Source organism: Streptomyces sp. NPDC048434, assembly GCF_043200375.1.
Taxonomy (GTDB): domain Bacteria; phylum Actinomycetota; class Actinomycetes; order Streptomycetales; family Streptomycetaceae; genus Streptomyces.
In genome coordinates, this window is sequence record NZ_JBICXQ010000051.1 from 14,153 (window position 1) to 29,652 (window position 15,500).

At 70.7% G+C, this 15,500-nt stretch carries 1 protein-coding gene; it reads left to right on the plus strand.

Going from position 1 to position 15,500, the window contains the following annotated elements:
- Positions 1-29 precede the first annotated feature (29 nt).
- The coding region (locus ACGFWI_RS37295; protein ID WP_393910517.1) for an SDR family NAD(P)-dependent oxidoreductase at positions 30-15,500 on the plus strand (15,471 nt) is incomplete at its 3' end.

The following is a 15,500-nucleotide window of genomic DNA, read 5'->3' on the forward strand; positions in this document are numbered from 1 at the left end:
TGCCCGCGAAACAAGGAGCAACTAGACACATGTCCGAGGAAGACAAGCTTCGGGACTATCTGAAGCGGGCCATCAACGACGGTCGGCAACTGCAGAACCGACTGCAGAGGCTTGAGGAGAGCATTCGCGAGCCGGTGGCGATCGTGGGTATGGGTTGCCGGTTCCCGGGCGGGGTCGAGGACCCGGAGGGCTTCTGGCAGTTGGTCGTTGGAGGCTCCGACGGGATGTCGGGCTTCCCGGCGAACCGCGGCTGGGACGTGGACGGCCTGTCTGACCCGGACACCGGTGATGGGGGTGCGGGTTATGCCCGGGTGGGTGGGTTCCTGGATGGCGCCGGTGATTTTGATGCGGAGTTCTTCGGGATCAGTCCGCGTGAGGCATTGGGGATGGATCCCCAGCAGCGGTTGTTGCTGGAGACCTGTTGGGAGGCACTGGAGGACGCGGGCATCACCCCGGGTTCGCTGCGTGGCACCGACACCGGGGTTTACGCCGGGATCATCACGTCCGGCTACCGCGTCGGGGGGCAGGACGGTCCGGGCGGCTATGGGCTGACCGGAACCATGGCGAGTGTGGCGTCGGGTCGGGTGGCGTACTCGCTGGGGCTGCAGGGTCCCGCGGTCTCGATCGACACGGCCTGTTCGTCTTCGCTGACGGCGATTCACCTGGCCGCGCAGGCACTGCGGTCCGGGGAGTGCGGGATCGCGCTGGCCGGCGGGGTCACCGTGATGGCCAGCCCGGGTGCGTTCACGGAGTTCGCGCGGCAGCGCGGGTTGGCTGGCGATGGCCGGTGCAAACCGTTCGCGGAGGCGGCCGACGGCACCGGGTGGGGCGAAGGCGTCGGCGTCCTGGTTCTGGAGCGGTTGTCGGATGCGCGTGCTCGTGGGCACCGGGTGTTGGCGGTCGTGGCGGGCAGTGCGGTCAACCAGGACGGGGCCAGCAACGGTCTGTCGGCGCCGAACGGGCCTTCGCAGCAGCGGGTGATCCGGGCTGCGTTGGCCAGCGCAAGACTGCGGGCAAGCGATATCGATGTGGTGGAGGCGCATGGCACCGGCACCGCATTGGGTGACCCGATCGAGGCGCAGGCGCTGCTGGCCACCTACGGTCAGGACCGGCCGGAGGGCCGGCCGTTGCTGCTGGGGTCGGTGAAGTCGAACATCGGTCACACCCAGGCCGCTGCTGGTGTGGCCAGTGTGATCAAGATGGTGCAGGCGATGCGGCACGGGATGCTGCCTCAGACGCTGCACGTGGACGCTCCGTCCTCGCATGTGGATTGGTCGGCCGGGGCGGTGGAGCTGCTGACCGCGCCTCGGGAGTGGCCTGCGGGTTCTGGTCCGCGGCGGGCTGGTGTGTCGGCGTTCGGGATCAGCGGCACCAACGTCCACGTCATTCTTGAGCAGCCTGCGCAGGATGTTCCGGCCCTGGATGCGCCTGTCCTGGACGGGCTGGAGTCTGCGGGTCCGGTGGCGTGGGTGTTGTCGGCGCGGTCCGGTGCGGCGCTGGCTGCGCAGGCGGGTCGACTGGCGGACTTCGTGGCGGCGCGTCCGGAGGTCGCGGCCAGGGACCTGGCGTTCTCTCTGGCGGTGACGCGGACCATGGCGTTCTCCCACCGGCTTGCGGTGGTCGGCCAGGACCGTGGCCAGCTGCTGGAGGGGCTGACTGCTGCCGCCGCGGGTCAGGAGGCGCCTGCTGTGGTGAGCGGGGTTGCTGGTTCGCTGTCGGTGTCGCGGCCGGTGTTTGTGTTCGCGGGTCAGGGTGCGCAGTGGGCTGGGATGGGCTTGCAGTTGTGGGACGAGGAGCCGGTGTTCGCGGCGTCGATGGAGCGCTGTGAGCAGGCGTTGGCGTCGTTCGTCGGCTGGCGGTTGCGTGATGTGTTGGGCGATGCGGAGTTGTTGGCTCGGGTGGATGTGGTCCAGCCGGCGTCGTGGGCGGTGATGGTGAGTCTGGCCGAGTTGTGGCGGGCTTGCGGCGTGGAGCCGGCGGCGGTGGTTGGTCACAGTCAGGGTGAGATCGCGGCGGCGTGTGTGGCGGGTGGGTTGTCGTTGGAGGACGGCGCGCGGGTGGTGGCGTTGCGCAGTCGGGCGTTGGCCGGGCTGGCGGGTACGGGCGGGATGGTGTCGGTGCCCGCCGGACTGGACGAGGTGCGGGAGTGGATCTCCCGCTGGGGCCAGGACTTGTCGGTGGCGGCGGTCAATGGTCCCCGACAGGTCGTGGTGGCGGGAGACGCCGGGGCGTGCGCGGAGTTCGCGGAGGCCTACGCAGATCGCGGTGCCCGGCGGATTGCGGTGGATTACGCGTCGCATACCGCGCACGTCGAGGCGGTCGAGGACCGTCTGGCCGAGGACCTGGCCGGGGTGTCTGCTGGCAGTAGCCCGGTGCCGTTCTACTCCACGCTTGAGGCCCGCGTGGTGGATACCGCCGAGCTGGACGGCGGCTACTGGTTCCGCAATCTGCGTCAGACGGTGCGGTTCGGTGAGGTCGTTGCCGAGCTGGCGGCGGAGGGTCACCGGGTGTTCGTGGAGGTCAGTCCGCATCCGGTGCTGGGCATGGCGATCGCGCAGGCCGGCGAGGATCTGGTGGCGGCGGCCAGTTTGCAGCGCGGCGATGGCGGCCGGAGCCGCTGGCTGACCGCGCTGGCCGGTGCGTATGCGGCTGGTGTGGAGGTGGACTGGGCCGCGGTGACCGCCGATGGCGCGAGGAAGGTTGCTCTGCCGACGTATCCGTTCCAGCGTCAGCACTACTGGCCGAAGGCTGTCACGGGTCGTGGGGATGCTTCGTCGGCTGGTCAGCAGCGGGTCGGGCATCCGTTGTTGGCGGCGGCGGTGTGGTTGGCCGAGGGTGACGGGCTGGTGTTGACGGGTCGTCTGTCGTTGGCCGCGATGCCGTGGCTGGCCGATCACGCGGTCCACGGCACGGTCCTGCTGCCGGGTACGGCGTTCGTGGACCTGGCGGTCCACGCCGGGGACCTGGCCGGGTGCGGCATGCTGGAGGAGTTGACGCTCCAGGAGCCGCTGGTTCTGCCGGGCTCCGGTGGCGTGCAGTTGCAGGTCCGTGTCAGCGACGGTGATGACGGTCCGCGAACGGTCACGGTCTCCTCCCGCGAAGGGGACGGCGAATGGGTTCGGCACGCGGTCGGCGTGCTGGCCCGGGCCGACGGTGAGCCCGTTCCGGCTCCGCTGGCTGTCTGGCCTCCGGCGGGTGCGGAGTCGGTTCCGGTCGATGACGCCTACGAGAGGTTTGCCCAGCGCGGTTACGGCTATGGGCCGGCGTTCCAGGGCCTGCGTCGGGTTTGGCGGGCCGGGGACACCGTGTACGCCGAGGCCGAACTGCCTCAGGGCATTGACTCCGACGTTGCCGGGTTCGGTCTGCACCCTGCCCTGCTCGACGCCGCTCTGCACGGTCTGCTGGCCGCAAGCGATGGTGGCGGTGGGACGGGGCTGCCGTTCGCGTGGTCGGGCGTGCGGCTGCTGGCCGGCGGTGCCCGCCTCCTGCGGGTGGTGCTGGCCCGTGAGTCGGGCGGCGTCTCGGTCACGGCGTTCGACGGTGTCGGTCAGCCGGTATTGGAGGCGCGGTCGCTGGCGTTGCGTGAGGCGTCGGCCGGTCAGCTCAGCGGCTCTGGTCGGCAGGTGCGGCAGTCGCTGTTCACGGTGGACTGGGTCCCGCTGCCGGTGCCGCAGGACTCTGACGCCGCCGCAGTGCAGTGGGTGCGGCACGGCCAGTCGGTCGAGTCTGAGTTGCCTCCGGTGGTGGTTGCTGCGGTTCCGGCTGCTCCGTCGGGGGCGTCGGCGCCGCAGGCGGCTCAGCTGGCTGCCGCGACGGTGCTGGGTTGGGTGCAGCAGTGGCTCGCCGACCCCGAGACCGACAACGCGCGGTTGGTGATCTGGACCCAGGGCGTAGCCGCCGGGCAGGACCTGGCCGCCGCAGCGGTGGCAGGCTTGGTCCGCTCGGCGCAGTCCGAGCACCCGGGTCGCCTGCTGCTGGCCGATGTCGACCCGGCGGCCGGCCTGGACCCCACCCACGACGCCGACGTGGACACCGTCCTGGCTGCGGTGCTGGATGCCGATGAGCCTGAGGTCCGCATTCGTCCCGCTACTGACGGCGGGGGAGTCGCGGCGTTCGGGCGGCGGCTGGTCCGGGCCAGTGAGTTGGCATTGCCGGGTGGTTCGGGGTGGCGGGTTGAGGTGGCCCAGCCGGGTGACCTGGGCAGTGCGGCTGTCATCGATGCTCCCGAGACGGAGACCGCGCTGCTGGCGGGTCAGGTCCGGGTGGGCCTGCGAGCAGTAGGCGTGAACTTCCATGACGTGCTGGCTGGGCTGGGGATGGTCGTGGATGGCCGGGTCCTGGGCATGGAGGGTGCCGGGGTTGTCCTGGAGACCGGCCCCGGGGTAAGCGGTCTGACGGTGGGTCAGCCGGTGATGGGTCTGGTGCCAGGTTGGGGGCCGGTCGGGGTTGTCGACAGCCGGTTGGTGGCCGCCATCCCGCAGGGCTGGTCCTTCCAGCAGGCTGCGGCAGTGTCGGCAGTGTTTCTGACGGCGTTTTATGCGTTGCGGGATCTGGCTCAGGTCCGTCCCGGGCAGCGAGTGCTCATTCATGCCGGTACTGGTGGTGTGGGTACGGCTGCGGTGCAGTTGGCCAAGGCGTGGGGCTTGGAGGTCTTCGCGACTGCCAGTCCGGCCAAGCAGGCCGGGTTGCGGGCGATGGGTGTGGACGAGAGCCATATCGCCTCCACTCGTGATCTGGCCTTCTGCGAGCGGTTCCTGGACGTGACCGGTGGCGAGGGCGTGGACGTGGTCGTCAACGCGCTGGCCGGGGAGTTCACGGACGCGTCGCTGCGGCTGCTGCCGCGCGGTGGCCGGTTCGTCGAGATGGGCAAGACCGACATCCGGAACCCTGAGCAGGTTGCTCAGTCCTACCCGGGAGTGGTCTACCAGGCGTTCGACCTGATGGACGCGGGCGAGCCGCGAGTCGCGGAGATGCTGGCCGAACTCGGGGCGATGTTCGAGGCGGGCACCCTGACCCCGCCGCCGGTGACGTGTTTCGAGCTGTCGCAGGCTGTGGCGGCGCTGCGGTATCTGCAGGCCGCCCGGCACCTGGGCAAGGTCGTGCTGAACGTCCCGGCCGAGTGGAACCGGCAGGGCACCGTCCTGGTAACCGGTGGAACCGGAACGCTGGGCGGGGAGTTGGCCCGGCACCTGGTCAACGTCCGCGGCATGCGGCACCTGCTCCTGATGTCCCGGCGCGGCCCCGCCGCACCGGGAGCCGCCCGCCTGGCCGCCGAGTTGGCACAGTCGGGCACGGAAGTGCGGGTCCAGGCCGGCGACGCCGCCGACCGCGACGCCCTCGCCTCGGTGTTGGCGAGGATCGCTCCTGAGCGGCCGCTGACGGCGGTGGTGCATGCCGCCGGTGTGATCGACGACGCCACGGTGGAGTCGCTGACACCTGAGCGCATGGCGACCGTCCTGGCGGCCAAGGCTGATGCGGCCTGGAACCTGCACGAGCTGACCGAGGGCGCGGGCCTGGCCGGCTTCGTGCTGTACTCCTCGGCCGCAGCCATCGTGGGCAATCCGGGACAGGCCGGCTATTCAGCCGCCAACGCGTTCCTGGACGCGCTGGCCGGCTACCGCCGGGACCGGTGCCTGGCCGGACAGTCGCTGGCCTGGGGCCTGTGGGCTCAGACCTCGGAGATGACCGGGCATCTCAACGGCACCGGTATGTCCCGCCTGCGTCGCGGCGGCATCGAGCCGCTGACGACCGGGCAGGGCCTGGCGCTCTTCGAGGCTGCCACCGCGTTGGGTACGCCGTTGGCGGTCCCGGCCCGACTGGACTTGGCTGCGTTGTCGCGTGCTGGGGGGCCGGTGCCTGCGCTGCTGCGCGGCTTGGCTGCTGGTGGTGTCTCCGCACGCCCGTCCGCGGCTGTGGCTGCGGTCGTGGGTGGCCTGGCGGCTCGGCTGGCCGCGCTGTCTCCCGCCGATCGTGAGCAGGAAGTCCTGCAGATCGTCCGGGCCGGCACCGCCGTCGTTCTGGGTCATGCCCGACCCGGGGACATTGATCCCCAGCGGGCCTTCCGGGACATGGGGATCGACTCCCTGACCGCGCTGGAGCTCCGCAACCGGCTCGCGACCGAAACCGGACTCACTCTCCCCGCCACCTTGATTTTCGATCAGCCGACGCCGCTGGAGGTTGCCCGGTATCTGGTCGCAGAGGCATGCGGCACAGACGGGGTTGTGGGGGAGACCGCTGTGCCGGTGGTCCGTGTCGGCATGGACGAGCCGGTGGCGATTGTCGGTATGGGTTGCCGGTTCCCGGGCGGGGTCGAGGACCCGGACGGTTTCTGGCAGTTGATCGCCGCGGGGACCGACGCGATGACCGGCTTCCCGGTGAACCGCGGCTGGGAGACGCCGGGCCTGTCCGAGTCCGGTGATGCGGGCCCGACTTATGCCAGGGTGGGCGGCTTCCTGGACGGTGCCGGTGATTTCGATGCGGAGTTCTTCGGGATCAGTCCGCGTGAGGCGTTGGGGATGGATCCCCAGCAGCGGTTGTTGCTGGAGACCTGTTGGGAGGCGCTGGAGGACGCTGGCATCGATCCGGGTTCGCTGCGTGGCACCGACGCCGGCGTCTACGCCGGGATCATCGCCTCGGGCTACCAGCTCGGTGAGCAGGACGGTGCTGGTGGTTTTGGCCTGACTGGTACCACGGCGAGTGTGGCGTCGGGTCGGGTGGCGTATTCGCTGGGGTTGCAGGGTCCCGCAGTGTCGGTGGACACGGCGTGTTCGTCCTCGCTGACGGCGATTCACCTTGCGGCGCAGGCACTCCGCTCCGGGGAGTGCGGGATGGCCCTGGCCGGCGGGGTCATGGTGATGGCTTCGCCTGGGACGTTCACGGAGTTCGCGCGGCAGCGGGGGTTGGCTGGCGATGGCCGGTGCAAGCCGTTTGCGGAGGCGGCCGACGGCACCGGGTGGGGCGAAGGCGTCGGTGTCCTGGTTCTGGAGCGGTTGTCGGATGCGCGTGCTCGTGGGCACCGGGTGCTGGCGGTCGTGGCGGGCAGTGCGGTCAACCAGGACGGGGCCAGCAATGGTCTGTCAGCGCCGAATGGTCCGTCGCAGCAGCGGGTGATCCGGGCTGCGTTGGCGAGCGCAAGGTTGCAGCCGGGTGATGTCGATGTGGTGGAGGCGCATGGCACCGGCACCGCATTGGGTGACCCGATCGAGGCGCAGGCGCTGCTGGCCACCTATGGTCAGGACCGAGCGGAGGGCCGGCCGCTGTTGCTGGGGTCGGTGAAGTCGAACATCGGCCACACCCAGGCGGCTGCCGGTGTGGCCAGTGTGATCAAGATGGTGCAGGCGATGCGGCACGGCATGCTGCCTCAGACGCTGCACGTGGACGCTCCGTCGTCGCATGTGGACTGGTCGGCCGGGGCGGTGGAGCTGCTGACCGCCCCTCGGGAGTGGCCTGCGGGTTCTGGTCCGCGGCGGGCTGGTGTGTCGGCGTTCGGGATCAGCGGCACCAACGTCCACCTGATCCTGGAACAGCCCGCGCAGGACGTCCCTGCCGTGGATGTCTCTGCCGTGGACGGGTCGGCGCCCACCTCGGAGTTGGGGCTGGAGTCTGCGGGTCCGGTGGCGTGGGTGTTGTCGGCGCGGTCCGGTGCGGCGCTGGCCGCGCAGGCGGGTCGGTTGGCGGAGTTCGTGGCTGATCGTCCGGAGGTCGCGGCCAGGGATGTGGCGTTGTCGTTGGCGGTGACGCGGACGACGGCGTTCTCCCACCGGCTTGCGGTGGTCGGCCAGGATCGTGGCCAGCTGCTGGAGGGCCTGACGGCGGCTGCTGCGGGGCAGGAGGTGCCCGGGGTCGTGAGCGGGGTTGCTGGTTCGTTGTCGGTGTCGCGGCCGGTGTTTGTGTTCGCGGGTCAGGGTGCGCAGTGGGCCGGGATGGGCTTGCAGTTGTGGGACGAGGAGCCCGTCTTCGCCGCGGCGATGCAACGCTGTGAGCAGGCGTTGGCGTCGTTCGTCGGCTGGCGGTTGCGTGAGGTGTTGGGCGATGCGGAGTTGTTGGCTCGGGTGGATGTGGTCCAGCCGGCGTCGTGGGCGGTGATGGTGAGCCTGGCCGAGTTGTGGCGGGCTTGCGGCGTGGAGCCGGCGGCTGTGGTTGGTCACAGTCAGGGCGAGATCGCGGCGGCGTGTGTGGCGGGTGGGTTGTCGTTGGAGGACGGCGCGCGGGTGGTGGCGTTGCGCAGTCGGGCGTTGGCCGGGCTGGCGGGTACGGGCGGGATGGTGTCGGTGCCCGCCGGGTTGGAGGAGGTGCGGGAGTGGATCTCCCGCTGGGGCCAGGATCTGTCGGTGGCGGCGGTGAATGGTCCCCGGCAGGTGGTGGTGGCCGGTGCCGCGCAGGCATGCGTTCAGTTCGCGGAGGCCTACGCCGATCGCGGTGCTCGGCGGATTGCGGTGGACTACGCCTCCCACACCGCGCATGTCGAGGCGGTCAGGGAGCGTCTGGCCGAGGACCTGGCCGGGGTGTCTGCTGGCAGTAGCCCGGTGCCGTTCTACTCCACGCTTGAGGCCCGCGTGGTGGATACCGCCGAGCTTGATGGCGGGTACTGGTACCGCAATCTGCGTCAGACGGTGCGGTTCGGTGAGGTCATTGCCGAGCTGGCGGCGGAGGGTCACCGGGTGTTCGTGGAGGTCAGTCCGCATCCGGTGCTGGGTATGGCGATCGCGCAGGCCGGCGAGGATCTGGTGGCGGCGGCCAGTTTGCAGCGCGGCGATGGCGGCCGGAGCCGCTGGCTGACCGCACTGGCCGGTGCGTATGCGGCTGGTGTGGAGGTGGACTGGGCCGCGGTGACCGCCGACGAGGGTCGGGCGGTCAAGGTCGGGCTGCCGACCTACCCGTTCCAGCGTCAGCACTACTGGCCGAAGGCTGTCACTGGTCGTGGGGATGCTTCGTCGGCTGGTCAGCAGCGGGTCGGGCATCCGTTGTTGGCGGCGGCGGTGTGGTTGGCCGAGGGTGACGGGCTGGTGTTGACGGGTCGTCTGTCGCTGGCCGCGATGCCGTGGCTGGCTGATCACGCGGTTCACGGCACGGTCTTGCTGCCCGGCACGGCGTTCGTGGACCTGGCGGTCCACGCCGGGGACCTGGCCGGGTGCGGTGTCCTGGGGGAGTTGACCCTCCAGGAGCCGCTGGTCCTTCCTGGCTCCGGTGGCGTGCAGTTGCAGGTCCGTGTCAGCGACGGTGATGACGGTCCGCGAACGGTCACGGTCTCCTCCCGCGAAGGGGACGGCGAATGGGTTCGGCACGCGGTCGGCGTGCTGGCCCCGGCCGACGGTGAGCCCGTTCCGGCTCCGCTGGCCGTCTGGCCTCCGGCCGGCGCGGAGCCGGTTCCGGTCGACGATGCCTACGAGAATTTCGCCCAGCGCGGTTACGGCTATGGGCCGGCGTTCCAGGGGCTGCGTCAGGTGTGGCGTGCCGGGGACACCGTCTACGCCGAGGCCGAACTGCCCCAGGCCATTGACTCCGACGCGGCCGGGTTCGGCCTGCACCCCGCTCTGCTCGACGCCGCTCTGCACGGTCTCCTGGCTGCCGGCACCAGCGATGGCAGTGGGGGGACGGAACTGCCGTTCGCGTGGTCGGGGGTGCGGCTGCTGGCCGGCGGTGCCCGCCTCCTGCGGGTGGTGCTGGCCCGTGAGTCGGGCGGCGTCTCGGTGACGGCGTTTGACGGTGTTGGTCAGCCGGTGTTGCAGGCACGGTCGCTGGCGTTGCGTGAGATTCCGGCTGGTCAGCTCACCGGGGCTGGTCGGCAGGTGCGGCAGTCGCTGTTCACCGTCGACTGGGTCCCGCTGCCGACGCAGGCCTCTGACGCCGTGGTGCAGTGGGTGCGGCGCGAGTCGGTTGAGTCCGAGGTGCCTCCGGTGGTGGTTGCGGCCGTGCCGGCTGCTCCGTCTGGGACTTCGGCGCCGCAGGCGGCTCAGCTGGCCGCCGCGACGGTGTTGGGTTGGGTGCAGCAGTGGCTGGCCGATCCCGAGACCGACAACGCGCAGTTGGTGATCTGGACCCAGGGCGCGGCCGCCGGGCAGGATCTGGCCGGCGCGGCGGTGACGGGCCTGATCCGCTCCACGCAGTCGGAGCACCCGGGTCGTCTGCTGCTGGTCGATGTCGACCCGTCAGCCGGCCTGGACCCCACCTACGACGCCGACGTGGAGACCGTTCTGGCTGCGGTGCTGGATGCCGATGAGTCTGAGGTCTGCATCCGTCCCGCTACTGACGGCGGGGGCGTGGTGGCGTTCGGCCGACGGCTGGTCCGGGCCGGGTCGGCCGGGGAACTGGAGCTGCCCGGTGATTCGGGCTGGCGAGTCGAGGTGACACAGCCGGGCGATCTGGGCAGCGCCGCTGTGATCGATGCTCCTGAGGCGGGCGCCGAGTTGTCGGCGGGTCAGGTCCGGGTGGGCCTGCGTGCGGCGGGCGTGAACTTCCATGACCTGGTCGCCGGTCTGGGGATGGTCATGGATGGCCGGGTCCTGGGCATGGAGGGTGCCGGGGTCGTGCTGGAGACCGGTCCCGGGGTGGACGGTCTGATGGTCGGTCAGCCGGTGATGGGTCTGGTGCCCGGGTGGGGGCCGGCCGGGGTTGTCGACAGCCGACTGCTTGCCCCGATCCCGCAGGGCTGGTCGTTCCAGCAGGCCGCAGCGGTGTCGGCAGGGTTCCTGACGGCGTTCTACGCGTTGCGGGATCTGGCCCAGGCCCGTCCCGGCCAGCGAGTCCTCATCCACGCTGGGACCGGTGGAGTCGGCACGGCCGCGGTGCAGTTGGCCAAGGAATGGGGCTTGGAGGTCTTCGCGACCGCCAGTCCGGCCAAGCAGCCGGCGTTGCGGGCCATGGGCGTGGACGAGAGCCACATCGCCTCGACCCGTGATCTGGCCTTCTGCGAGCAGTTCCTGGCCGTGACCGGCGGCGAGGGTATGGACGTGGTCGTCAACGCCCTGGCCGGGGAGTTCACGGACGCGTCGCTGCGGCTGCTGCCGCGCGGTGGCCGGTTCGTCGAGATGGGCAAGACCGATATCCGGAACCCTGAGCAGGTTGCTCAGTCCTACCCGGGAGTGGTCTACCAGGCGTTCGACCTGATGGACGCCGGTGTGCCGCGAGTCGCGGAGATGTTCGCTGAGCTGGGGGCGATGTTCGAGGCGGGGACGCTGGTTCCGCCGCCGGTGACGTGTTTCGAGCTGTCGCAGGCTGTGGCGGCGCTGCGGTATCTGCAGGCCGCCCGGCACCTGGGCAAGGTCGTGCTGAACGTCCCGGCCGAGTGGGACGGGCATGGCACCGTGCTGGTAACCGGTGGAACCGGAACGCTGGGTGGGGAGTTGGCCCGGCACCTGGTCAACGTCCGCGGCATGCGGCACCTGCTCCTGATGTCGCGGCGCGGCCCCGCCGCACCGGGAGCCGCCCGCCTGGCCGCCGAGTTGGCACAGTCGGGTGCGGAGGTGCGGGTGCAGGCCGGCGACGCCGCCGACCGCGACGCCCTCGCCTCGGTGTTGGCGAGGATCGCTCCTGAGCGGCCGCTGACGGCGGTGGTGCATACCGCCGGTGTGATCGACGACGCCACGGTGGAGTCGCTGACGCCTGAGCGGATGGCGACGGTGCTGTCGGCGAAGGCCGAAGCGGCGTGGAACCTGCACGAGTTGACCGAGGGCGCGGGTCTGGCCGGCTTCGTCCTGTACTCCTCGGCTGCGGCTGTCATGGGCAGCGCGGGGCAGGGGAGTTACGCGGCCGCTAACGCGTTCTTGGACGCCCTGGCCGCCTACCGTCGGGATCGGCAGCTGGCTGGTCAGTCGCTGGCTTGGGGGCTGTGGACCCAGGCCTCGGAGATGACCGGGCATCTGGAGGGCGCTGACCTGTCGCGTCTGCGGCGCGGTGGTGTTCAGCCGATGGCGACGGAGCAGGGCCTGGCGCTGTTCGAGGCCGCTGCCGCGTTGGGTGCGCCGTTGGCGGTCCCGGCTCGGCTGGACCTGACGGGGCTGTCTCGCGGAGGACGGCCGGTGCCTGCGCTGCTGCGCGGCTTGGCTGCTGGTGGTGTCTCCGCACGCCCGACCGCAGCCGTGGCCGCAGATGCGGGTGGTCTCGCGGCTCGGCTGGCCGCGCTCTCTCCCGCCGATCGTGAGCAGGAAGTCCTGCAGATCGTCCGGGCCGCTGCCGCTGTCGTTCTGGGCCATGAACGCCCTGGGGACATCGATCCTCAGCGGGCCTTCCGCGACATGGGTATCGACTCCCTGACCGGGCTGGAGCTCCGCAACCGACTCGCGGCCGAGACGGGCCTCAGTCTGCCCGCCACCTTGGTTTTCGACCAGCCGACACCGCTGGAGGTTGCCCGGTACCTGGTGGCAGAGGCATGCGGGACTTCCGAGGCCGTCGGGGCGGTGCCCGTGCCGGCAGTCCGCATCGGCACGGATGAGCCGGTGGTGATCGTGGGGATGGGTTGCCGGTACCCGGGCGGGGTCGAGGACCCGGAGGGTTTCTGGCAGCTGATCGCCGGAGGCTCCGACGCGATGACGGGCTTCCCGGCAAACCGGGACTGGGACTTGCAGAGCTTGGAAGCCTCCGATTCCAGTGACGGGGGCGCGGGTTATGCCCAGGTGGGTGGCTTCCTTGACGGCGCTGGTGATTTCGATGCGGAGTTCTTCGGGATCAGTCCGCGTGAGGCATTGGGGATGGATCCCCAGCAGCGGTTGTTGCTGGAGACGTGCTGGGAGGCACTGGAGGACGCGGGGATCGCCCCGGGTTCGCTGCGTGGCACCGACACCGGCGTCTACGCCGGGATCATCACGTCCGGCTACCGGATCGGTGAGCAGGACGGTGCGGGCGGCTTCGGGATGACCGGGACCACGGCGAGTGTGGCGTCGGGTCGGGTGGCGTACTCGCTGGGGCTGCAGGGTCCCGCCGTCTCGATCGACACGGCGTGTTCCTCGTCGCTGACGGCGATTCACCTGGCCGCGCAGGCGCTGCGGTCCGGGGAGTGCGGGATCGCGTTGGCCGGTGGCGTAACGGTGATGGCCACCCCGGGTGCGTACCTGGAGTTCGCGCGGCAGCGAGGTCTTGCTGCCGACGGCCGGTGCAAGCCGTTCGCGGAGGCGGCCGACGGCACCGGGTGGGGCGAAGGCGTCGGTGTCCTGGTTCTGGAGCGGTTGTCGGATGCGCGTGCTCGTGGGCACCGGGTGTTGGCGGTCGTGGCGGGTAGTGCGGTCAACCAGGACGGGGCCAGTAATGGTCTGTCGGCGCCGAACGGGCCTTCGCAGCAGCGGGTGATCTGGGCTGCGTTGGCGAGCGCAAGGTTGCAGCCGGGTGATGTTGATGTGGTGGAGGCGCATGGCACCGGTACGGCGCTGGGTGACCCGATCGAGGCGCAGGCGCTGCTGGCCACCTATGGTCAGGACCGGCCGGAGGGCCGGCCGCTGTTGCTGGGGTCGGTGAAGTCGAACATCGGCCACACGCAGGCGGCTGCCGGTGTGGCCAGTGTGATCAAGATGGTGCAGGCGATGCGGCACGGCATGTTGCCCCAGACGCTGCACGTGGATGCTCCGTCGTCGCATGTGGACTGGTCGGCCGGGGCGGTGGAGCTGCTGACGGCGCCTCGGGAGTGGCCTGCGGGTTCTGGTCCGCGGCGGGCTGGTGTGTCGGCGTTCGGGATCAGCGGCACCAACGTCCACCTGATCCTGGAACAGCCTGCGCAGGATGTTCCGGCCCTGGACGCCCCTGTCCTGGATGCTCCTGCCCTGGACGAGTTGGAGTCGGCCTCGGAGTTGGGGCTGGAGTCTGTGGGTCCGGTGGCGTGGGTGTTGTCGGCGCGGTCCGGTGCGGCGCTGGCTGCGCAGGCGGGTCGGTTGGCGGACTTCGTGGCTGATCGTCCGGAGGTCGCGGTCGGGGATGTGGCGTTCTCTCTGGCGGTGACGCGGACGACGGCGTTCTCCCACCGGCTTGCGGTGGTCGGCCAGGACCGTGGCCAGCTGCTGGAGGGGCTGACTGCTGCCGCCGCGGGGCAGGAGGTGCCCGGGGTCGTGAGCGGGGTTGCTGGTTCGTTGTCGGTGTCGCGGCCGGTGTTTGTGTTCGCGGGTCAGGGTGCGCAGTGGGTCGGGATGGGCTTGCAGTTGTGGGACGAGGAGCCCGTCTTCGCCGCGGCGATGGAGCGCTGTGAGCAGGCGTTGGCGCCGTTCGTCGACTGGCGGTTGCGTGATGTGTTGGGCGATGCGGAGTTGTTGGCGCGGGTGGATGTGGTCCAGCCCGCGTCGTGGGCGGTGATGGTCAGTCTGGCCGAGTTGTGGCGGGCTTGCGGCGTGGAGCCGGCGGCGGTGGTTGGTCACAGTCAGGGCGAGATCGCGGCGGCGTGTGTCGCGGGCGGCCTGTCCTTGGAGGACGGCGCGCGGGTGGTGGCGTTGCGCAGTCGGGCGTTGGCCGGGCTGGCGGGTACGGGCGGGATGGTGTCGGTGCCCGCCGGGTTGGAGGAGGTGCGGGAGTGGATCTCCCGCTGGGGCCAGGATCTGTCAGTGGCGGCGGTGAATGGCCCCCGGCAGGTCGTGGTGGCCGGAGACGCCGGGGCGTGCGCGGAGTTCGCGGACGCCTACGCAGATCGCGGCGCCCGGCGGATTGCGGTGGACTACGCCTCCCACACCGCGCACGTCGAGGCGGTCGAGGACCGTCTGGCCGAGGACCTGGCCGGAGTGTCTGCTGGCAGTAGCCCGGTGCCGTTCTGCTCCACGCTTGAGGCCCGCGTGGTGGACACCGCCGAGCTGGACGGCGGGTACTGGTACCGCAATCTGCGTCAGACGGTGCGGTTCGGTGAGGTCATTGCCGAGCTGGCGGCGGAGGGTCACCGGGTGTTCGTGGAGGTCAGTCCGCATCCGGTGCTGGGTATGGCGATCGCGCAGGCCGGTGAGGATCTGGTGGCGGCGGCCAGTTTGCAGCGTGGCGATGGCGGCCGGAGCCGCTGGCTGACCGCACTGGCCGGTGCGTATGCGGCTGGTGTGGAGGTGGACTGGGCCGCGGTGACAGCCGACGAGGGTCGGGCGGTCAAGGTCGGGCTGCCGACCTACCCGTTCCAGCGCCAGCACTACTGGCCGAAGGCCGTCACCGCTCGTGGGGATGCCTCGTCGATCGGTCTGCAGCGTTCTGGGCATCCGTTGTTGGCGGCGGCGGTGTGGTTGGCCGAGGGTGACGGGCTGGTGTTGACGGGTCGTCTGTCGTTGGCCGCGATGCCGTGGCTGGCCGATCACGCGGTGCATGGCACGGTCCTGCTGCCGGGTACGGCGTTCGTGGACCTGGCGGTCCACGCCGGGGACCTGGCCGGGAGCGGCATGCTGGAGGAGTTGACGCTCCAGGAGCCGCTGATTCTGCCGGGCTCCGGTGGCGTGCAGCTGCAGGTCCAGGTCGGCGACAGCGACAGCGATGGCGACAGTGGTCGGCGAACCGTCATGGTCTCCTCCCGAGAGGGAGAGGGCGAGTGGGTTCGGCACGCGGTCGGCGTGCTGGCT